The organism is Streptococcus rupicaprae (assembly GCF_040545225.1).
Classification (GTDB): Bacteria; Bacillota; Bacilli; order Lactobacillales; family Streptococcaceae; genus Streptococcus; species Streptococcus rupicaprae.
This window is the reverse complement of sequence record NZ_JBEPLO010000003.1, coordinates 14,952-34,587: the sequence shown is the minus strand read 5'-3', so window position 1 is coordinate 34,587 and position 19,636 is coordinate 14,952. Positions and strand designations below refer to the sequence as shown.

At 44.8% G+C, this 19,636-nt stretch carries 21 protein-coding genes; 12 read left to right on the top strand and 9 right to left on the bottom strand.

Annotated features, from left to right (window positions below):
- Positions 1-180: 180 nt before the first annotated feature.
- Positions 181-861, top strand: a complete 681-nt coding sequence (gene radC, locus ABID29_RS01850; RefSeq protein WP_354364006.1) for a RadC family protein — start codon at positions 181-183, stop codon at positions 859-861.
- Here radC and ABID29_RS01845 read toward each other — a convergent pair.
- From ABID29_RS01845 to ABID29_RS01815, 7 genes are all read right to left on the bottom strand, one after another.
- Positions 858-1,550 carry a gamma-glutamyl-gamma-aminobutyrate hydrolase family protein gene (locus ABID29_RS01845; protein ID WP_354364005.1) on the bottom strand — a complete coding sequence of 231 codons (693 nt, stop codon included), beginning with the start codon at positions 1,548-1,550 and terminating at the stop codon, positions 858-860. The two genes, radC and ABID29_RS01845, sit on opposite strands and share 4 nt — an antisense overlap.
- A 10-nt stretch (positions 1,551-1,560) precedes the next feature.
- Positions 1,561-2,202 carry a redox-sensing transcriptional repressor Rex gene (locus ABID29_RS01840; protein ID WP_354364004.1) on the bottom strand — a complete coding sequence of 214 codons (642 nt, stop codon included), beginning with the start codon at positions 2,200-2,202 and terminating at the stop codon, positions 1,561-1,563.
- Positions 2,203-2,338: 136 nt separating this feature from the next.
- Positions 2,339-2,557 carry a DUF4649 family protein gene (locus tag ABID29_RS01835; protein WP_354364003.1) on the bottom strand — a complete coding sequence of 73 codons (219 nt, stop codon included), beginning with the start codon at positions 2,555-2,557 and terminating at the stop codon, positions 2,339-2,341.
- A 9-nt stretch (positions 2,558-2,566) separates the two neighbouring features.
- Positions 2,567-2,917 (bottom strand): DUF1831 domain-containing protein, encoded by a 351-nt coding sequence (locus tag ABID29_RS01830; RefSeq protein WP_354364002.1) that lies wholly within the window; start codon positions 2,915-2,917, stop codon positions 2,567-2,569.
- Between the two features lie 3 nt (positions 2,918-2,920).
- Positions 2,921-4,042 (bottom strand): cysteine desulfurase family protein, encoded by a 1,122-nt coding sequence (locus ABID29_RS01825; protein WP_354364001.1) that lies wholly within the window; start codon positions 4,040-4,042, stop codon positions 2,921-2,923.
- Positions 4,042-5,031 (bottom strand): ribose-phosphate diphosphokinase, encoded by a 990-nt coding sequence (locus tag ABID29_RS01820; protein WP_354364000.1) that lies wholly within the window; start codon positions 5,029-5,031, stop codon positions 4,042-4,044. Before ABID29_RS01820 ends, ABID29_RS01825 begins: the two co-directional genes overlap by 1 nt.
- A 240-nt stretch (positions 5,032-5,271) precedes the next feature.
- Positions 5,272-5,835 (bottom strand): CYTH domain-containing protein, encoded by a 564-nt coding sequence (locus tag ABID29_RS01815; RefSeq protein ID WP_354363999.1) that lies wholly within the window; start codon positions 5,833-5,835, stop codon positions 5,272-5,274.
- 81 nt (positions 5,836-5,916) lie between these two features.
- Between ABID29_RS01815 and ABID29_RS01810 the strand changes: the two genes are divergently transcribed.
- The 6 genes from ABID29_RS01810 (at position 5,917) to ABID29_RS01785 (ending at position 12,856) form a co-directional block, all read left to right on the top strand.
- Positions 5,917-6,588: a GTP pyrophosphokinase gene (locus ABID29_RS01810; protein WP_354363998.1), complete on the top strand. Its 672-nt coding sequence runs from the start codon at positions 5,917-5,919 to the stop codon at positions 6,586-6,588.
- A complete protein-coding gene (locus tag ABID29_RS01805; protein ID WP_354363997.1) occupies positions 6,563-7,393 on the top strand; it encodes an NAD kinase in 831 nt (276 codons plus the stop codon). The genes ABID29_RS01810 and ABID29_RS01805 overlap by 26 nt, the downstream gene beginning before the upstream one ends.
- Positions 7,390-8,289: an RluA family pseudouridine synthase gene (locus ABID29_RS01800; RefSeq protein ID WP_354363995.1), complete on the top strand. Its 900-nt coding sequence runs from the start codon at positions 7,390-7,392 to the stop codon at positions 8,287-8,289. The genes ABID29_RS01805 and ABID29_RS01800 overlap by 4 nt, the downstream gene beginning before the upstream one ends.
- 119 nt (positions 8,290-8,408) lie before the next feature.
- On the top strand, positions 8,409-9,386 hold the full coding sequence (gene pta / locus ABID29_RS01795) for a phosphate acetyltransferase (RefSeq protein ID WP_354363994.1): 978 nt from the start codon (positions 8,409-8,411) through the stop codon (positions 9,384-9,386).
- Positions 9,387-11,123, top strand: a complete 1,737-nt coding sequence (locus ABID29_RS01790; protein WP_354363992.1) for an ABC transporter ATP-binding protein — start codon at positions 9,387-9,389, stop codon at positions 11,121-11,123. It abuts the gene before it with no gap.
- Complete coding sequence (locus tag ABID29_RS01785) at positions 11,123-12,856, top strand: ABC transporter ATP-binding protein (RefSeq protein WP_354363991.1); 1,734 nt, start codon at positions 11,123-11,125, stop codon at positions 12,854-12,856. Before ABID29_RS01790 ends, ABID29_RS01785 begins: the two co-directional genes overlap by 1 nt.
- 85 nt (positions 12,857-12,941) lie before the next feature.
- Here ABID29_RS01785 and ABID29_RS01780 read toward each other — a convergent pair whose 3' ends face one another.
- The gene (locus ABID29_RS01780) at positions 12,942-13,301 is read right to left on the bottom strand and encodes a YbaN family protein (RefSeq protein ID WP_354363990.1); all 360 of its coding nucleotides are present in this window, start codon (positions 13,299-13,301) and stop codon (positions 12,942-12,944) included.
- A gap of 239 nt (positions 13,302-13,540) precedes the next feature.
- Between ABID29_RS01780 and ABID29_RS01775 the strand changes: the two genes are divergently transcribed.
- The 5 genes from ABID29_RS01775 to ABID29_RS01755 all read left to right on the top strand — a co-directional run bounded on the left by ABID29_RS01775 (position 13,541) and on the right by ABID29_RS01755 (position 17,913).
- On the top strand, positions 13,541-14,146 hold the full coding sequence (locus ABID29_RS01775; protein WP_354363989.1) for an NADPH-dependent FMN reductase: 606 nt from the start codon (positions 13,541-13,543) through the stop codon (positions 14,144-14,146).
- 11 nt (positions 14,147-14,157) lie between these two features.
- Positions 14,158-15,402 carry an NAD(P)H-dependent oxidoreductase gene (locus ABID29_RS01770; RefSeq protein WP_354363988.1) on the top strand — a complete coding sequence of 415 codons (1,245 nt, stop codon included), beginning with the start codon at positions 14,158-14,160 and terminating at the stop codon, positions 15,400-15,402.
- A 75-nt stretch (positions 15,403-15,477) separates the two neighbouring features.
- Positions 15,478-16,272, top strand: a complete 795-nt coding sequence (locus ABID29_RS01765) for a formate/nitrite transporter family protein (RefSeq protein ID WP_354363986.1) — start codon at positions 15,478-15,480, stop codon at positions 16,270-16,272.
- Positions 16,273-16,375: 103 nt separating this feature from the next.
- A complete protein-coding gene (locus ABID29_RS01760; RefSeq protein WP_354363985.1) occupies positions 16,376-17,302 on the top strand; it encodes an FAD:protein FMN transferase in 927 nt (308 codons plus the stop codon).
- A 92-nt stretch (positions 17,303-17,394) separates the two neighbouring features.
- A complete protein-coding gene (locus tag ABID29_RS01755; RefSeq protein ID WP_354363983.1) occupies positions 17,395-17,913 on the top strand; it encodes an isoprenylcysteine carboxyl methyltransferase family protein in 519 nt (172 codons plus the stop codon).
- Between the two features lie 321 nt (positions 17,914-18,234).
- On the opposite strand, the gene mnmE is transcribed toward ABID29_RS01755, so the two are convergent.
- Positions 18,235-19,608 (bottom strand): tRNA uridine-5-carboxymethylaminomethyl(34) synthesis GTPase MnmE, encoded by a 1,374-nt coding sequence (gene mnmE, locus ABID29_RS01750; RefSeq protein ID WP_354363981.1) that lies wholly within the window; start codon positions 19,606-19,608, stop codon positions 18,235-18,237.
- Positions 19,609-19,636: the final 28 nt, after the last annotated feature.

Below are 19,636 nucleotides of genomic sequence, written 5' to 3'. Positions count from 1 at the left end.
CCCAAAATTGGTTGAGTAGTTAAAGGTTATACCTTATACTCAAAGAACATCATTTTAGCCTAAGAAATGAAACGGATGATAGAAATGGTGTTCCTCGATGTGAGTTGAAAAGAGGGATCTTTGATTTTCAAAGACTATCATTTTGGCCTGCTTTACGAATTAAAGAGTAGGAGGAATGTCATGTATAGTATTTCGTTTGATACAGAGTCACTTTTGCCACGGGAACGCTTGTTGGAGCACGGTGCAGAGCAGCTGAGCCACCAAGAACTTCTGGCAATTTTATTAAGGACAGGGACCAAAGGTCACTCGGTTTTTCATCTGGCCAGCAATCTTTTAAAGAGTATCGGCAGTCTGACAGAATTACGTCACTTGTCTGTTCAGGAATTGCAAACCCTGACTGGTATTGGCAAGGTTAAGGCCATTGAAATCAAGGCTATGATTGAGCTGGGAAAACGGATCAATCAGGCCGAGTACCGGCAAATGGAGCAGGTCTTGAGCAGTGAAAAATTAGCTAAAAAGATGATGGCCGAGCTTTGCGATAAGAAACAAGAGCACCTGATCGCTATTTACTTAGATACACAGAACCAGATTATCAAGCAGGAGACCATTTTTATTGGGTCTGTGCTGCGCTCCATCGCTGAGCCGCGAGAAATTTTACACTATGCCATCAAGTATATGGCAACTTCGGTCATTGTGGTTCATAATCATCCTTCAGGCAAGGCCAGACCCAGTCGCAATGATGATGACTTTACTAAAAATATCAAAAAAGCCAGCGATTTGCTGGGCCTTGTTTTGCTTGATCATTTAATCATTGGAGCCAATAATTATTATTCCTATCGGGAGGAAACGGACCTGCTTTAGAGCTGGTTGACGATATAGTCAAAGAGTTTGAGGTCTTCCTCTCGATGATCGATCATAAATTCTGGGTGCCATTGGACTCCTAAGTAGGGGTAACCATCCTTGGCTTGCACAGCTTCGATGATGTCATCTTTATCAGAGTAACCAATGACTTCTAAGTTGGGTGCAAGATCCTTGATGGCTTGCCGATGGAAAGAATTAATCGCAGGGCTAGGGCCAAAAATCTTGGCCAAAATGGTTTGGCTCTGCAAGGAAATACTATGGGTAGGGTGCATGGCTGACAGGTCCTGCCAATGTTCCTTGATTTCTTGATGGAGTGTGCCGCCCATGGCTACGTTAAACAGTTGCGTGCCACGGCAGACAGAGAAAATTGGCTTGCGCCGCTTGACCATCTCTTGGATGAGGGCCAGCTCAAATTCATCACGCCCCAGGCTGTAATCATCGCTTTCAATGGTTTTTTCTTCACCGTAGAAATGGGGCATGACATTTTGACCGCCTGTTAAAATCAATTTATCAATGGTTTGGGCATAGCCAGCAGCTAGCTCTGGTTGACCGATAGGCAGAACTAGAGGTAGACCGCCGGCCTTTTGGACCCCTTCCACGTAGCCTTTGGCCACATAAACCTGAAAGAAGTTGCGGTCTTCTGGATTGTATTCAATATTACTTGTGATACCGATGATAGGTTGGGACATATTTTATTCCTTAATTTTCTCGCATGAAATAGAGCAGAGTTTGAAGTTCGCTGGTCAAGTCAACATACTGAACGACTACGTCTTTGGGGACGGAAAGATTCACTGGTGAGAAGGAGAGGATTCCTTTGATTCCAGCTTCAACCAATTGGTCTGCAACTTCCTGGGCCTTAACACTTGGAACAGACAGGATAGCTGTTTGTGCCTTAACTTCCTCAACTTTTTCTGCCAATTGTGAAATCGGCAAGATCGGGATACCGTCTTCCGACACCGTGCCGACAAGCGGGTGCTGGTCAATGTCAAAGGCCAGGACGATTTTCATTTTGTTGCGCTCATGGAAGCGGTAGTTGAGGAGGGCACGGCCCATGTTACCAATACCAACCAAAACGACATTGGTAATCGAGTTGTCGTTTAAGATATCCGCAAAGAAGTTCATCAACTTTTTGACATCGTAGCCGAAGCCGCGACGGCCTAGTTCGCCAAAGTATGAGAAATCTCGGCGAACAGTGGCTGAATCGATACCGATAGCATCCGCAATTTGCTTGGAGGATGCTTTTTCAATTTGTTCAGCATTAAATCGTTTGAAAATACGATAGTAAAGCGATAGACGCTTAGCAGTAGCGCGAGGAATTGTTTGATCTTTTTCGAGTTTCATTCTAGTCTCTCCTTTAGTCTCTTAGATTCTATTTTAGTGAAAGTTTGTGAAAAATGCAATTTTGACAAACTGAAAAAGCTATAAAATTTGCTTATAGCTTTTTTTACGGAATCGATAAGGTTGAGAAACTATCTTTTTAGGAGTATTGTTCCAAATCCATGGCTGAAATGTCTCGATAGAGGTCGCCAATAGTTCCTTGGTAACCGATTGATTGGCCATTGATGGTCACATCTTGGACAGGGAGGTAATCAGGAACTGTAATACAACCCATAAAGGCACGGCTAAAGGCATTCATGTTATCGTAGACTAATGTCCGTTCTTGTTGGTAACTATCTTGATAAGTAATGGTAATCATGTTTTCTACCTACTTTCTTTCAATTTTATTGAAGACATCGCGTTCGACCAGGCTATCCATGAGGAAGAAGAACTTCTGTTGGATAACAGGATTGGCACCTGGTTTGAAGATGTCAACCAGTCGCAGACCAGATTTGTCTGTAATATTGATTTTAAAACCGCTTAGGTCTTTATTGATAATGATTTTCAGGAGGAAGCCCTCACCAGAATTGGGAATTTCTTCCAGCAAACGGCTGAGCTCAAAATTTCCCAGCTTATTTTGGATGAAGGTATTATCAAGCAGGGTATACTTCTTGATTTTAGGGTCTATTTCGTAGCTAAAGGGGCAGTTTTTTAGATGAACAGATGCTGTAAAAGCCATAGATTATTCTCCTAGTAGGTTGATTAATGTTGCGATAAGTGTTTGAATGTCCTCAGAAGATGTGTGGGATGATAGGCTAATGCGAATGCTTTCTTTGAGTCTGGGACTGGAGCTCCCATAGAAGGCTTCAAGGACATGACTGGGTTCGATATTGCCAGCCGTGCAAGCAGAACCGCTAGAGACAGAGATACCTGCTAAATCCAGTTGCATGAGCAGGCGCTCGTTGAGCTGGTTTGGAAAACCGATATTGATGACATAGGGGCTAACAGGCTCTTGCTGGTTGAGGTAGTAGGGGATTTTTGCAGCGTCTAAGCCAGCGATCAGGTCTTCTTTAAGCTGGCGGACATGGGCTAAATTGTCTTGCCAAGAGGATAGACTCTCTGTCAAGGCTTCAGCCATGGCGGCAATGCTGGCCAGGTTTTCGGTGCTGGCTCTGCGCTTATCTTCCTGATTACCGCCTACCAAGAGCGGTTTGAGGCGATTGGTATTAGTATAGAGAAAGCCAACGCCTTTTGGTCCATGAAACTTGTGGCCAGATGCAGAAAGAAAATCAATGCCTTCCTCTTCTGGATAGATCGGAACTTTACCGATTGCCTGCACAGCATCGACATGAAGGCGAGCAGGATGGGACCTGAGCAATTGAGCAATCTCTTTAATGGGCAATTGATAACCTGTCTCGTTATTGGTATGCATAACAGAGACTAGGATAGTATCTGGCCGTAGCGCAGTTTCAACATCCTGAGCTGAAATTTGTCCATTTTTAGGCGAGAGGTAGGTCACCTCAAAGCCGTAATCTCTGACCAGTGCCTCTACTGTATGGAGAACGGCATGGTGTTCGATGGTAGTGGTGATCAGGTGCTTGCTCATTTTCTGTTGGGCTAGGGCATAGCCTTTGATAGCCAAGGTGATGGCTTCTGTCCCGCCAGATGTAAAAACGAGGCGGTTTGGGTCTGTTTTTAAGTGGCTGGCAATGGCTTGTCTGGCCTGGCGCAAGACTTGTGCAGCCTTTCGCCCGTGACTATGTAAACTGGAGGGATTGCCAAAACAGTCTCTGTTGACCTCGTAGAGTTTATCCAAGGCTAATTGGGATAGAGGCGTTGTGGCGGCATTGTCTAAATAAATCATCAGGAATCCTTGTGGCTAGCTTTTTTGGATTTTTGGAAGGCAAAGAGTGGGCTGACTGGTTTGCGTTCGTGGATACGGATCAAGGCGTCCGCAATCAAATGGCTAGCAGTGACGTATTTGGTATTAGCAGGAATTTCTTCTTTCGTAGCGACAGAGTCTGTCACGATAATTTCCTTGATAGGTGCTTGATTGAGTTTGTCAGCGGCATGGCTAGCAAAAAGTCCGTGGCTGGCAAAGGCATAGATATCAGTCGCTCCTTCGCGTTTCAGAGTTGCAGAAGCCTCGCTAAAAGTGACACCAGTATTGAGAATATCATCGATCAGAAGAGCTATTTTCCCTTCCACATCGCCGATAATATACCCTTTTTGCCGGCCAGCATCATCTTCTTCGTGATCGATAATGGCAATCGGTGAGTCCAGGTATTCCGCTAGAGAACGGGCACGCTTGATGCCGGAATTTTTGGGACTGACAACCACCACATCGCTCCCTTTTAATCCCAATTCAAAGCAATATTCCGCAAAGAGGGGGATCGTGTAGAGATTATCGACTGGAATATCAAAGAAGCCCTGGATCTGTGAAGCGTGTAAATCGAGAGTTAGAACCCTGTTGACGCCAGCTTTGACCAGCATATTAGCAACTAACTTAGCTGTTATCGGTTCGCGTTGCTTGGCGATACGGTCTTGACGAGCATAGCCGAAATAAGGCATGACAATATTGATCGAATTGGCAGAAGCTCGGCGACAAGCATCAATCATGATCAAGAGTTCCATCAAGTGGTTGTTGACCGGAAAACTGGTAGACTGAATGATATAGACATCAATTCCGCGGACAGACTCTTCAATGTTGATCTGGATTTCGCCATCTGAAAATTGACGCGATGCTAAAGTTCCCAAGGGAATACCTGTATCTTGAGAAATTTTTTCAGCCAGTTCACGATTGGAATTGAGGGCAAAAAGCTTTACCTGTTTGTCATGGTAGGGTTTGACCATTAGATAGGACTCCTTTAAAACTTAGTTACTATCATTCTACCAAAAAAAGGAATAAATTTCAGGCTTCAAATCGTTTTTCAGAGGAATAATTTAAGGCCTCCACCGCAGAGAAGTGACTGAATGAATCGGCTCGTTTCTAGTCGGGGCGATAGCCTTTTTACCGAAACGGCCTCCTATATCTAACGCAGAGGCTGCCTGGTTAGCTGATTATTGGGTTTTGAAAGACAGGTCCCTCAGAGCTTATTCTAGGGTCTTCAGAAAACGAACGACCTTGGATTTAGCATATTTAAAGTCAATCTGCTGCTCTTTTAAAAAGTCGTGGAAAGCTTGCTTGCCTGCTTCAGGGTCCGTAACCTCAAGCTCTAGCTCGTAATCCACTTGTCCAGCATAATGGTTTTCATCAAGGGCTAAAAGACCGATAGGAAGAGCAACTTCTCTGCGGTAGGTGGTAAGAGAGCCCAGGCAACCGATTTGAGACAGGTCAAAACCACGGTCGATCAAGAGTTGAGTTAAGCGATTGGCTGTGAGACGATTGTCGGCGATCATGGCTCTGGCTTCTTGGAGGCTGAGGTCTAGATTATGCTCCAGATTGCCGATGTCTTGTGGAATTTTAAGGGTTAATTCCGCTCGGTCTACTAGGGTCCGAATCCTGAGGGAAAGCTTGGCCTGACGCAAGGCCCGGTCTGGTCTATCAAAATAGTAATTGGTCTGCTTGAAGACGGGCACATGGGAGAAGGTTTCTGTGAGTTGGTCGAACTCAGTTCGGTCAAGAAGGGTCTTGTATTCGATTTCTATTTGTTTCATGTCCGTTTCCTTTTATTTTATGTTATAATAGGCACATTGAAGATATTTTATCTCAAAAAGCAAGAAAAGACAAGGCTGGAAATGATCATGAACTGGGAAGATTTTTTGGATCCTTATATTCAGGCAGTTGGAGAACTCAAAATCAAATTGCGGGGCATTCGCAAGCAATACCGTAAGCAAAACAAACATTCCCCGATTGAATTTGTCACAGGACGTGTCAAATCGGTGGAGAGTATCTTAGAAAAAATGGAACTTCGTGGGATTGCCATGGAAGACATGGAGACAGAGGTTCCAGATATCGCAGGTGTTCGGGTCATGGTGCAGTTTGTTGATGACGTCAAAGAGGTCATTGAGCTCATCCGTCAGCGCAAGGATATGACTGTTGTCCAAGAACGTGACTATATCAATTACAAAAAGCCCAGTGGTTATCGGAGTTACCATGTGATTGTTGAGTATCCTGTGGAGACCATTTCTGGGAGGAAGACGATTTTAGCGGAGATTCAAATCCGGACCTTGGCCATGAATTTTTGGGCGACCATTGAGCATTCTTTGAATTACAAGTATCGGGGAGAATTTCCTCAGGAAATCAAAGAGCGCTTGGAGTTAACGGCCCGAATAGCCAATCAGCTAGACGAGGAAATGGGAAAAATTCGGGACGATATTCAGGAGGCACAATTGCTCTTTGATCCTGTCTATCCGACCTTACATGATGGTGTAGGAAATAGTGATGACACAGACGAAGTATACAGGTAGAAAACGGATTGCCATGATGGCCAGTCGCAATCCTAAAAGCGAGGCCGTTTATGAGCAATTATTTACAGGCTTGAAAGAGGCTGGTTTTATCCTGACCAGCAAGCAACCCGATATCGTGATTTCGATTGGAGGCGATGGCATGCTCCTATCAGCCTTTCACAAGTACGAGCATCTTTTGAACACGGTTCGGTTTGTCGGTGTTCACACGGGCCACTTGGGGTTCTATACGGATTATCGGGACTATGAGGTGGAGGAGTTGATTGAAAACCTCAAGATGGACACCGGTGCACGGGTTTCATACCCTGTTTTGCGGGTGATTTTGCAGCAAAAAAATGGAGATAAGTTAGTCTATCGGGCGCTAAATGAAGCTACTTTGAAACGCTTTTCCAAGACCATGGTGGCCGATGTCATGATCAATCAAGTCCATTTTGAACAATTTAGAGGCGATGGCTTGTCTATCTCTACCCCGACAGGATCAACAGCCTACAATAAATCCCTAGGAGGTGCAGTTCTGCATCCAACTATTGAGGCCCTGCAGCTAGCAGAAATTGCTAGTCTCAACAATCGGGTCTATCGGACGTTAGGGTCCTCTGTCGTGATTCCTAAGAAGGATAAGATTGCTATCCTGCCCAAACACAATGACCGCTATAGCCTTTCTGTTGATAATAAAACCTATGTTTTTGACAATATCGAAGCAGTCGGTTTCCAAATCGATCAGGCCAAGATTCACTTTGTAGCCACACCAAGGCATACCAGTTTCTGGGAGCGGGTCAAGGACGCCTTTATTGGAGATGTGGAATCATGAGGTTTGAATTTATTGCAGATGAGCACGTCAAGGTAAAGACCTTTCTCAAAAAACATGAGGTGTCTAAGGCGCTCCTTGCCAAGATTAAGTTTGCTGGTGGCAATATTCTAGTTAACGATCAGCCTCAAAATGCCATCTATCTTCTCGACATCGGGGATAGGGTGACCATCGATATCCCAGCTGAAAAAGCCTTTGAAAATCTGCAGGCGGTAGAAAAACCTCTGCAGATTGTTTATGAGGATGAGCATTTTATGGTCATTGATAAGCCGGCTGGTGTGGCCTCTATACCAAGCGTCTTACACTCTAACACCATCGCCAATTTTGTCAAGGCCTACTATGTCAAGCAACATTATGAAAACCAGCAGGTCCACATCGTCACGCGCCTAGACAAGGACACGAGTGGCTTGATGCTCTTTGCCAAACACGGTTATGCGCATGCCCGTCTGGACAAGCAACTACAGAAAAAACAGATTCAAAAGCGCTATATGGCTCTGGTTAAGGGAGATGCTCTCTTAGAGGATCAAGGAGACATCATCGCACCAATTGCGCGTGATAAGGCTTCTATTATAACGCGCTGTGTCCATCCTTCTGGCAAATACGCCCACACTGCATATGAGCGCTTAACTTCCTATGAAGGAGGAATTCATCTAGTGGATATTCGTCTGCTGACAGGACGCACCCACCAGATTCGGGTTCATTTTAGCCACTTGGGATTGCCACTTTTAGGGGACGATCTGTACGGTGGCAGTTTGGCAGATGGCATAAATCGGCAAGCCCTCCATTGCCACCATCTAAGCTTTTTTCATCCCTTCAAAGGGAAACAAATCAGCTTAAACAGTTCATTGCCACAAGATTTCCGAGCTGTTTTAACACTTTTGGAGGAAAAAGGAGTATAATAGATATATTAAGGGCTATTATTCATAGATTGGTACTTGCTTCTGGGAGCACTCTTAGCTCGCTAGCCAAGACCTTGATCTTTGAAGAATGGTTCCAAGTAAATTAAAAGGAGTTTCTCATGCAAATCTTTAACAATATGAAGTCCCGTTTAGTGAATAAAGAGGTCAAAATTGTCCTTCCAGAAGGGGAAGAACCTCGTATTCTTCAAGCGGTTAAGAACTTAGTTAAGGAAAAATTAGTTGTTCCAGTTATTTTAGGGAATGTCAATAAGATTTCTGCCTATCTAGAAATTGAAGGTGTGACATCTGGTTATGAAATCATTGACCCTAAAGATTATGATATGGAAGAAATGGTCGCTGCCTTGGTCGCTCGCCGTCAAGGGAAGGTTGATGAGGCACAGGCGCGTGAGTTGCTCAAAGATGTGAACTATTTTGGCGTGATGCTGGTCTATATGGGCTACGCCCAGGGGATGGTTTCTGGTGCCATTCACTCTACCGCAGATACTGTTCGTCCAGCCCTTCAGATTATTAAAACAAAACCAGGTGTGTCACGGACATCAGGTGCTTTCTTGATGGTGCGTGAGTCAGATCACTCTCGTTTGATGTTTGGTGACTGTGCCATCAATATCAACCCAGATGCACAGACCTTGGCAGAAATCGCCATCGAGACGGCAGATACAGCCAAGTTGTTTGGCATTGACCCACGTGTCGCGATGTTGAGCTTCTCAACCAAGGGAAGTGGTAGCAGTCCAGACGTAGATCGTGTAGCAGAAGCGACGACTATCGCCAAAACCCTACGTCCGGATATTGCCTTGGACGGTGAGTTGCAGTTCGACTCTGCCATTGATCCAGCTGTTGCCGAAATTAAGGCACCAAACAGCAATGTCGCTGGTAAAGCAACAGTCTTTATCTTCCCAGAAATTCAGTCTGGTAACATTGGTTACAAGATTGCTGAACGTTTGGGAGGTTATTCAGCGGTCGGCCCAATCCTGCAAGGCCTGAACAGACCAGTGAACGATCTGTCTCGCGGCTGTAATGCAGACGATGTTTATAAATTGACCATCATCACAGCGACTCAGGCTTTGGATGCTGAGTAGATGAAGGAACTGAGAATCTATTTTAAAGGGTATGTGAAAGAGGCATTTTTAGGGCCAACTTTCAAGTTGCTGGAAGCAGGATTTGAGTTGACCGTACCTCTGATCATGGCCAGTCTGATAGACCAGATTATTCCCAAGAAGGATCAAGGCGGTTTGGTTCTTCTTGTTTTTTACCTGTTTCTATTAGCCGCTTGTGGGGCACTTGTAGCCATTGTGGCGCAACATGTCTCGGCTAAGGCAGCTGTCGGCTATACCAATGCCTTGACGAATGCTCTCTTTGCCAAGGTCTTGCAGTTGCCACAATCAGAAAAAGATCGGTTGGGAGAAGCTTCTCTCCTGACACGTCTGTCAGCAGATACCTTCCAAATTCAGACAGGAATCAATCTTTTCTTGCGCCTGTTTCTGAGAGCTCCGATTATTGTTGTGGGAGCCATTCTGATGGCTGTGCGCATTAGTCCGCACGTGGCAGGCTGGTTTTTGGGCATGGTAATGCTTCTGGTCGGTCTGGTTTTTGCCATTAGCCGTGTGACAGCTCCTCTCTATCAAAGGACTCGAAAGACCATGGAAGGCCTAGTCTCCTTGACCAGAGAACAAGTGACAGGGATGCGAGTGGTGCGTGCTTTCGGGCAAAGACAGATGGAGGAAGCAGGTTTTATCAATGAAAATCAGCTTTATACCAATCGTCAATTAACCTTGGGAGCATGGTCAGCAGCCTTAGCTCCCCTGACCTACCTGGTTGTCAATCTCAGCCTTTTGGGCCTTATGTGGCAGGGTAGTCATCTGGTCAACCAGGACAGACTCAGCCAAGGGATGCTGATTGCTCTAGTCAATTACCTTCTGCAAATCTTGACAGAGCTGCTAAAGGCAGCAACCCTAGTGACCAATCTTAACCAATCCTACATCTCCGCCAAACGGGTGCAGGCTGTTTTTGAGGCTGATGAGGAGGAGTTAGAAGCGCCTTTAGGCTTGGGAAGCCTCCCTGATAAGCAGGCTGTGACAGTCAAGGGCCTTAGTTTCACCTATCCAGGAGCATCAGCACCAGCCCTTGAAGGTATCTCCATTGATTTAGAACAAGGGGGATTTTTAGGGATTATCGGTGGGACAGGATCAGGTAAGACGACGCTTGTGCAGCTGTTGTCTGGTTTAAGAAGTCCTAGTCAGGGAAAATTCAGTCTGACTTATAAGGGGCAGCCTGTTCCAGATTTACAGACTTGGCGTAATTGGGTAGCTGTGGTTCCTCAAAAAGCTCAATTATTTAAAGGGACCATCCGTGAAAACCTTTTGATGGGCTTGTCACCAGAGGACTACCAAGAAAGCGACTTGTGGCAAGCTTTAGAAACAGCTCAGGCTAGTGATTTTATCCGTGAAAAAGAGGGCGGTCTAGACGCCAAGGTTTCAGCTTTTGGGCGGAATTTTTCAGGTGGTCAGCGCCAACGCTTAACAATCGCTAGGGGCTTGTTGAGACGAACGCCATATTTGATTTTGGATGATGCCACGTCGGCCTTGGACTACTTGACGGAGGCGAGATTATTGGCCGCCTTGACGGAGCGAGCAGGTTCACAAACCCTGATCATAGTATCGCAACGTACGAGAAGTCTTCAGGCAGCGGATACTATCTTGGTCTTAGAAAAAGGCAAGCAAGTCGGTTTGGGCAATCATGAGCACCTGATGCAAGAATGTGCTATTTACCGTAGCATTCATCTGTCCCAGCACGCTGAGGAAGGAGGTGGCCTGTGATGAGATTTCAACAAAACTCCTCTATTTTGTCCCGTCTTCTGAGCCTGCTGACCAAAAAGAAACTTGTCCTAGGCCTGGTCCTCATAGGTACCCTAGTTCAGGTCGGTTTGACAGTCTATCTGCCAGTTTTGATCGGCCGTCTCCTGGACAGTGTTCTTCTCCCTAATGCATTGAGCGTGATTGTTGGCTTGCTTGCTCAGATGGCCCTGGTTATTTTGGGGAATACCCTACTTCAGTGGTTGCTTCCTCTAGCCTATAATCGCCTGGTCTATGGGGCTATCGCTGATTTGAGGCAAAAGGTGCTCACTCACCTGCACCAGCTTCCCTTTTCTTACTTGGACAGGCAATCTGTCGGTGACCTGGTCAGCCGAGTGACTTCAGACAGTGAACAGTTGACCAACGGCCTTTTAATGGTCTTCAACCAACTCTTTGTCGGTGTGCTGACCATCTTGTTGACAGTTATTAGCATGGCAAGGTTGGATCTTTTTATGGTCCTCTTAGTCATCGTACTGACGCCTGTGTCCTTGATCATTGCTAAATTTATTGCTCAGCGGAGTTATAGGCTTTATCAGGCTCAGACGAAATCACGTGGGGAATTGATGCAAGTCTTGGAGGAAAGCATTGCACAGCACAGTCTTATTCAGACCTTGAGTGCCCAGAAGCAACAGCTAGAAACCTTTAAAGCGCTCAACCAGACCTATAGCAAGAACAGTCAAGAGGCCATTTTCTATGCCTCGACTGTGAACCCTGCAACCCGCTGTATCAACGCCTTGATCTATGCTCTTTTAGCGGCAGTAGGAGCTCTCAGGATTATGAAGGGGCAGTTTACTGTCGGCCAGTTGACGACCTTTCTCAACTACGCCAACCAATACAGCAAACCCTTTAATGACATTTCATCGGTCTTTGCCGAATGGCAGAGCGCCTTAGCCTGTGCAGAACGGCTATTTGAGATTATCGATAGTCCTAGGGCAGTTGACCAAGGGCAGGAGGTCTTAGGCACAGATGATTTGGCAGGTCAGATTTCCTTTGACCGAGTGACCTTTGGTTATGAGCCAGATCGAATCCTATTAAAGGACATTAGTCTGGAGATTCCAGCTGGAAGCAAAGTCGCTATCGTCGGTCCAACAGGGGCTGGCAAATCAACGCTGATCAACCTTCTGATGCGCTTTTACGAGCTTAATAGTGGGCAGATTACCTTGGATGGCACACCTATCAACAATTACAGCAAGGAAAGTTTCAGAGATCAGATTGGCATGGTCCTGCAAGACACTTGGCTAAAAGCAGCGACCGTCCATGACAATATTGCCTATGGTAACCCGCTGGCGACTCGTGAGGCAGTTGAGCAAGCAGCGCGAGAGGCCAATGCGGACTTCTTTATTCAGCAGCTTCCACAGGGCTATGATACCTATCTGGTAGACGGTGGCAGTAGCCTTTCCCAAGGGCAAGCCCAGCTCTTAGCCATCGCCCGGGTCTTCTTGAAGGCTCCTAGGATTTTAATCCTGGATGAAGCGACTTCGTCAATAGACACAAGGACCGAACGTTTGGTTCAGGAAGCCTTTGATCGGCTCATGGAAGGAAGAACCAGCTTTATCATCGCTCATCGTTTGTCTACCATTGAAAAAGCTGACATGATTCTTGTCATGGTCGCTGGTCAAATCATCGAGTGGGGAACCCATACCAGCTTGATGGCCCAAAAAGGCTTCTATTATCGCATGCAGATGGGAGAGCTGTGACAGATATTTCTGAGAATCACTTCCTCTTCCAAAATAAAAAATAAGGCAAGACCAGAAGCTCAAAGAGTTTGGTTTTGCCTTGTTTTTATTTATCAGGTATCACCTTAAAGAGGTAATAGGTTATAAAGACGGTCAAGGCTGCTAGGGCGAACTTGACAGGAAGAAGAGGGGCCAGGTAAATCGAAAGTGCCATTAGCAGGTAAATTTGCACAATAATCTGCTTTTTGCGTTTCTTGCTAATCGATTTTGTTTCAGCGTAATCAGCAACATAGAATTGGTAAACCTTGGTCTGTTTCAGCCATTTTTCAAAGCGCTCAGAGCTTTTGGCGTAACAGGTACCAGCTAATAGGAGAAGTGGGGTTGTCGGGACAACAGGTAATAGAATACCTAATAGACCGATGATGAGGCTGATGGTACCGCAAATAAGAAGAATAAGTTTTTTCATAGAAGTTCCTTTAGATAATCTGATAAGTTAATTGTAGCAGATAATTCTTTTCTTGCCAAGATGTCCAAAGTTTCACTAATGGCGATTGGGTACTATCAAGGTTTTTCAGAAAGAATGTGAAAAATAACCCAAGCATATCATTTGACATTTTCCAAAAACACTGATTTTAGTTTGACATTTTAGGAGAATGGCAGTATAATAAGTTTGTAAAGATAACTAAAACATTAAGGGGAAAGCCTATGAAACTCATTGGAATTGTCGGGACTAACTCAGCTAAGTCAACCAATCGTCAGTTGTTACAATATATGCAAGCGCACTTGGCCGATAAGGCAGAAATCGAGTTGGTCGAAATTAAAGACCTGCCGATTTTTGACAAGCCTGCTAGCCGCGAATTACCAGACATTGTTCAGGAACTTGTAGCCAAGATTGACGAAGCCGAAGGGGTTATCATTGGGACACCAGAATATGACCATTCTATCCCTGCTGTCCTGATGAATGCTTTGGCTTGGCTCTCTTACGGTGTTTACCCCTTGCTTAACAAACCAGTGATGATTACTGGTGCTTCTTATGGGACTCTAGGTTCTTCACGTGCTCAGTTGCAGTTGCGTCAAATCCTTAACGCCCCTGAGCTCAAGGCAACGGTTTTACCAGATGAGTTTCTCTTGTCGCATTCCTTGCAAGCCTTTGCTAAGGACGGTCGCCTCAATGATATCGAAACCAGCCAGAAATTAGACGCTATTTTTGATGACTTTAGACTATTTGTCAAGATGACTCAGAAATTATCCAATGCTAGAGCACTTTTGAGAAAAGAAGCAGAAAATTTTGATTGGGAAACCCTAGATTAAGGAGAGATGAGATGAAATTTGTTGGAATCGTTGGCTCAAATGCTGAGCAATCCTATAACCGCATGCTCTTGCAATTTATGCAGAGATATTTTAAGGTGAAGTGTGAAATTGAACTCCTAGAGATCAAAGATGTGCCGATGTTCAATCAGGATGAGGATCAGTCTGATTGTTTTGCCCTGCGTTACCTTTACAATAAAATCACTCGTGCAGATGGTGTCATCATTGCGACACCAGAGCACAATCATACCATTACACCTGCTCTCAAGAGCACCCTGGAGTGGTTGTCTTACAAGCTCCATCCGCTCGAAAATAAACCTGTAATGATCGTCGGTGCATCTTATTACGATCAAGGAACTTCTCGTGCCCAGGTCCATTTACGTAAAATTTTAGAGGCTCCAGGTGTCAATGCTTACACCCTTCCAGGGAATGAATTTCTCCTTGGCAAGGCCAAAGAAGCCTTCGATGATAATGGCGATATCACGAATCCTGCCACAGTTCAATTCCTTGAAACCTGCTTTGACAACTTTGTTAAATATGTTGATGTGGTATCCCAATTGAAGAAACCAAAGCCGATTGAGCCAGAAGATTTGGACTGTGGCCGTCCAATCGCGACAACCATTCTAGGCATTGACCCAGATGATCCAGAGTGGTTGGATAAGGCAGCTGCACAAGTCAATGCTGTCGAAGGCAATACCTATGTCAAATTGAGCAACGGTCTCTTGACGGTAGATCAATTGGACATGTTCCTCAACGCTATGCCGTTTGAATTGACCTACGCTGATGATAATAACCAGTTCCTCTACTACAATAACAAGCACCAAGAAGCCTCAACCATGCTTGGTAAACGGGTAAAAGAACAAGTCGGTAGCCGTATGAGAACCATTCATGGCTCCCTTCCACCAGCCCGTATGAAAAACGTGGAGTGGGTTATCGGAACGCTTCGTAACGGTAACCAAGAGTACGTTCGGACCATCGTACCTGGTACACCGCCAGAAATCATCAACACGCATAACTATCAGGCTATGTACTATCCAGATGGTTCCTACGCAGGTATCAACGAAATTATCTTCAATTTCAAACTGTGGTTGGATTGGTATCTTGAAGCTACTGGTCAGCGTTTGATTGGTGGCTCAGCAGCACCAGTTATCCCTGGTGGAAAACCTGCACCACACGGAGCAGACGCGACTTCAGGTGCCTCAGAAGAAGCCAATGATGCTGCTGTTACAGATGCCATTTCAGGTGCATCAGAGAGTTAAGTATAAAAAGATTTAAGAGGTGGGCTTCACCCGCCTCTTTCTTTGTTGAATAGAAACATTTTGTGGAGATTATAGATGTCATTTTTTGAAGAAAAAGTAGCTGCTGCCTGCAGTAAAAAGGTAGCTTTGTTTGAAGAGAGTTTAGGGCGTTATGCCCTGCGTTCCATGTTAGCTGGTGCCTACCTAACCATGTCGACAGCTGTCGGCATTATTGGAGCTGATGTCATTGCAAGTCAGTTTCCGTCCCTTGCCCGTTTTGTCTTTACCTTTATCTTTTCTATCGGACTTTGCTTTGTGCTCATTTTTAATGGCGAATTGGCAACGTCTAATATGATGTATCTGACAGCTGGTTCGTACTATAAGAAAATTAGTTGGGCAAAGACGACGAAAATCTTGCTTTACTGTACCTTCTTTAACCTGGTTGGTGCTATTATCTTGGCTTACCTTTTTAACCAATCCTTCTCCTTTATGAACCTTAATGAGAAAAGTTTTGTCGTAACAGCAGTCAATATCAAACTTGGAAAATCTGACTGGGCAAACTTTATCGAAGGCATTACAGCCAACATGTTTGTCAACATGGCCATCATGGGTTACATGGTCTTGAAAGAGGAATCAGCTAAGTTCTTTATCGCTGTCTCTGCTATTTTCATGTTTGTCTTCCTCATCAATGAGCACTTGGTGGCAAACTTTGCTTCCTTTATGCTCCTTGCTTTTAACCATATCCGCAGCAATGTTGAAGCTTTTAATTTTATCAATGTCATGCGCCAATGGATTGTTGTCTTCTTTGGTAACTGGATTGGCGGAGGAGTCTTTATCGGTCTGGCCTATGCTTGGCTCAACCAGACCAAGACCAATCATACCGAAGGATAATTGCCTGAATGAAAGAGGATGAAGATCTTGTCAAACGGTCTTCGCTTCTTTCTTTTTTTAGTTTTCTAGTGTAGAATAAGGAGTAGTGAAGGAGGAAATCCATATGCAGGCGAGTAGACGATGGAAAATGATGGGCACTGTCATTGATTTGCTGATTGAAGCTGAAGGGGCAGAAAGTTTGCTTGATCTTGCTCAGGAGAGGTTGGAAGCATTTGAGCTCATGTTCAGTGCCAATCGATCGGATTCTGACTTAGGGATGGTCAATCAGGCGGCTGGAGAAAGAGCTGTTGCTGTGCCAAAACTCCTTTACGACTTGATTAAGAGAGGCAAGGAAGAGAGTCTCTTGCCTGATTCCAATCTCAATATAGCCTTGGGACCTGTTGTGCAGACCTGGCGGATTGGCTTTTCGGATGCCAATATTCCAGAGGCAGATGCTATTGCAAGGGCGCTGGCCTTGACAGATCCAGAAGGAATCGTCTTGAACGATGCTGAGCAGACTGTTTTTTTAGCCAAGGCTGGGATGAAAATTGATTTGGGAGCCTTGGCCAAGGGGTATTTTGCAGACTTGATTCTAGCTGAATTGGTAGAAAAAGGTGCCTGCTCTGCCATGATTAACCTAGGTGGCAATGTTCTCGTGACAGGCCAAAACCCTAAGCGAGACAACGGTCTCTGGTATATCGGGGTTCAGGATCCAAAGAGTCCCCGTGGTAATCATTTGGGGATTCTGACTATCTCAGAACAATCGGTGGTGACGTCAGGAATTTATGAGCGAAAACTAGAGATTGATGGCAAGAGCTACCACCATATTTTTGATAAGCGGACGGGTTATCCGATTGCTTCTGACATGGCTAGTCTGACCATTGTGGCGGACTCGTCCTTGGACTGTGAGGTTTGGACAACCAAACTTTTTGGCAAATCCTGCTTAGAGGCCTTCCAACAAATCGAACAGGCCCCTCATATCGAAGGGATTCTCGTCACAGTGGATGGCAAGCTAGTCGTTACTAGTGGTTTGCGTGAATCATTTGATTAGCCGAAGGAAAAAATAGATAAAATCTAGTTGATGCTCATATAGCCCGTAGGCCTTTTTGGTAAACTGTCAGTAGTAACTAAAAAGGAGTTTATATGGTTGTTTCAATTCTTTTGATTGTTTTTCTAGTTAGGTTAGTATTTCTCAAAAAATCTATCCGCAATGAACGAGCCATCTTGGCTGACGGTGGGTGTGAATATGGTGTTGAAAATACAAAGCGTCTGACTGTATTGCATATCTTATTTTATGTGCTATGTCTGATTGAATCGATTATTTATCGTGTTCATTTGGATTCTCTAGGAGTGTTAGGGCTTGCTCTCCTCATTTTCTCTATGCTTATGCTCTATCTTGTAACGCAATTATTAGGGGATATCTGGACAGTCAAATTGATGCTTCTAAAAAATCATCGATTTGTCGATCACTGGTTATTCAGAGTAGTCAAACATCCTAATTATTTTTTGAATATTGTCCCAGAATTGATTGGCTTGGGACTATTATGCCATGCCAGATGGACTTGTATCCTTATTTTACCTTTATATGCGATTGTTTTGTTCATCAGGATTAAGGAAGAAGAGAAGCTTTTAAGGGATATTATTATTCCCAATAGTTTGTAAGTAGTAGTGGCTCGATTCATTTATGGAATGCCGTGTCAGTAATACTGAATTAAAATCAAAATTAGATGAATTAAGCTGATACCTGACTTTGGCTTAAATAAATATGCAAAAACTGTCTTTTCACCTGTCATAGTGAGCTGAAAACATACTGCTGATACACAAGGTAAGTAACGGTCAGACCCATCTATTACTCATTCAATCTAATTTTGATTTTGAAAGAATATAAAAAATGGGAAATTTTGATTGATATAATAAAACCACCTGATCTTATTGGATGAAAAGAAGCAGGTGGTTTTTAGTTTTGTGAGATAACTGTTTTTTCTATTTCCCCAAGCAAAATTGGCTAAAGAGCTGGGTGATGAGTTCATCTGGTGCAGATTCGCCAGTGATTTCACCGAGGATTTCCCAGCACCGGGTCATATCCACCTGAAGGAGATCGACCGGCATGCCAAGAGCAAGCCCTGTATTGACCGCTTCGAGGGCTTCGAGGGCTTTTTCAATCAAGGAGATATGTCGGCTGTTGGACAGGTAGGTGGCATCTTGTTCAACCAGACCCGCATTGTCAAAGAAGAGTTGGTTAATGCGGTCTTCGATTTGATCGATATTTTGGTTTTTAAGCACTGAGATAGGGATAACATCCTCTGGCAGTTCTTGAATTTCAATGGCCTGTGGAAGATCAGTCTTGTTGAGGAGAATGATGCGGTTGCTGTCTTGGCTGATTTTTAGAAGTTGACGATCTTGGTCGGTCAGCTTTTCAGAGCTGTTGAGAACCAAAAGGACTAAATCTGCTTCTTCAAGGGCTTTTTTAGAGCGCTCCACACCGATTTTTTCAACGATATCATCCGTTTCTCGGATACCAGCGGTATCGATCAGCTTGAGGGGGACCCCCTTGATATTGACATACTCCTCAATGACATCTCTGGTTGTCCCTGCAATATCCGTCACGATGGCCTTGTCTTCTCTGAGAAGATTGTTGAGTAGGCTTGATTTACCGACATTTGGACGACCAATAATAGCCGTGGAAAGCCCTTCACGGAGAATTTTGCCACGTTTAGCTGTTCTCAAAAGGTTGGACAAGAGACTGGCAAAATCTTGCGTCTTTTCTCGTAACAATTGGGTGGTCATCTCTTCGACATCGTCATATTCGGGATAGTCGATATTGACTTCGACCTGGGCCAAGGTATTTAGGATTTCCTGACGTGTATTGGTGATGAGGGACTTGAGGGAACCATCCAGTTGTTTAATGGCGATATTCATGGCCTTATCGGTCTTGGCTCGGATGATGTCCATGACAGCTTCAGCCTGGGTCAGGTCAACACGACCATTGAGAAAGGCGCGCTTTGTGAATTCTCCAGGCTCTGCCATACGGGCACCTTGACGAAGAAGGAGTTGCAGGATTTCATTGGTCACAGCAATCCCGCCGTGGGTATTGATTTCAACGACTGTCTCCCGAGTAAAAGTCCTAGGAGCCAACATGACAGAGACCATGACCTCATCGAGGATTTTTTGGGTTTGCGGGTCCATGATATGGCCATAGGTCAGGGTGTGGCTGGTAACTTTTTCTAAATCTTTTCCCTTGAAGACACGGTTGGCAATGGCCAGAGCCTCCGTTCCAGATAAACGGACAATGCCGATAGCCCCTTCTCCCAAAGGGGTTGCAATAGCAGTAATGGTATCAAATTCTTTGGTAATCATAAGCCTATTGTAGCGTAAAAGCGATTTA

Bases quoted from the DNA above. Each gene is read 5' to 3' on its own strand.
- ABID29_RS01780 (WP_354363990.1), bottom strand. From the start codon at position 13,301: ATGAAAAAACTTATTCTTCTTATTTGCGGTACCATCAGCCTCATCATC.
- ABID29_RS01790 (WP_354363992.1), top strand. From the start codon at position 9,387: ATGAAGGAACTGAGAATCTATTTTAAAGGGTATGTGAAAGAGGCATTT.
- mnmE (WP_354363981.1), bottom strand. From the start codon at position 19,608: ATGATTACCAAAGAATTTGATACCATTACTGCTATTGCAACCCCTTTG.
- ABID29_RS01760 (WP_354363985.1), top strand. From the start codon at position 16,376: ATGCAGGCGAGTAGACGATGGAAAATGATGGGCACTGTCATTGATTTG.
- ABID29_RS01800 (WP_354363995.1), top strand. From the start codon at position 7,390: ATGAGGTTTGAATTTATTGCAGATGAGCACGTCAAGGTAAAGACCTTT.
- ABID29_RS01810 (WP_354363998.1), top strand. From the start codon at position 5,917: ATGATCATGAACTGGGAAGATTTTTTGGATCCTTATATTCAGGCAGTT.
- ABID29_RS01765 (WP_354363986.1), top strand. From the start codon at position 15,478: ATGTCATTTTTTGAAGAAAAAGTAGCTGCTGCCTGCAGTAAAAAGGTA.
- ABID29_RS01830 (WP_354364002.1), bottom strand. From the start codon at position 2,917: ATGGCTTTTACAGCATCTGTTCATCTAAAAAACTGCCCCTTTAGCTAC.
- ABID29_RS01825 (WP_354364001.1), bottom strand. From the start codon at position 4,042: ATGATTTATTTAGACAATGCCGCCACAACGCCTCTATCCCAATTAGCC.
- ABID29_RS01835 (WP_354364003.1), bottom strand. From the start codon at position 2,557: ATGATTACCATTACTTATCAAGATAGTTACCAACAAGAACGGACATTA.
- radC (WP_354364006.1), top strand. From the start codon at position 181: ATGTATAGTATTTCGTTTGATACAGAGTCACTTTTGCCACGGGAACGC.
- ABID29_RS01805 (WP_354363997.1), top strand. From the start codon at position 6,563: ATGACACAGACGAAGTATACAGGTAGAAAACGGATTGCCATGATGGCC.
- ABID29_RS01840 (WP_354364004.1), bottom strand. From the start codon at position 2,202: ATGAAACTCGAAAAAGATCAAACAATTCCTCGCGCTACTGCTAAGCGT.
- ABID29_RS01775 (WP_354363989.1), top strand. From the start codon at position 13,541: ATGAAACTCATTGGAATTGTCGGGACTAACTCAGCTAAGTCAACCAAT.
- pta (WP_354363994.1), top strand. From the start codon at position 8,409: ATGCAAATCTTTAACAATATGAAGTCCCGTTTAGTGAATAAAGAGGTC.
- ABID29_RS01820 (WP_354364000.1), bottom strand. From the start codon at position 5,031: ATGGTCAAACCCTACCATGACAAACAGGTAAAGCTTTTTGCCCTCAAT.
- ABID29_RS01845 (WP_354364005.1), bottom strand. From the start codon at position 1,550: ATGTCCCAACCTATCATCGGTATCACAAGTAATATTGAATACAATCCA.
- ABID29_RS01815 (WP_354363999.1), bottom strand. From the start codon at position 5,835: ATGAAACAAATAGAAATCGAATACAAGACCCTTCTTGACCGAACTGAG.
- ABID29_RS01785 (WP_354363991.1), top strand. From the start codon at position 11,123: ATGAGATTTCAACAAAACTCCTCTATTTTGTCCCGTCTTCTGAGCCTG.
- ABID29_RS01755 (WP_354363983.1), top strand. From the start codon at position 17,395: ATGGTTGTTTCAATTCTTTTGATTGTTTTTCTAGTTAGGTTAGTATTT.
- ABID29_RS01770 (WP_354363988.1), top strand. From the start codon at position 14,158: ATGAAATTTGTTGGAATCGTTGGCTCAAATGCTGAGCAATCCTATAAC.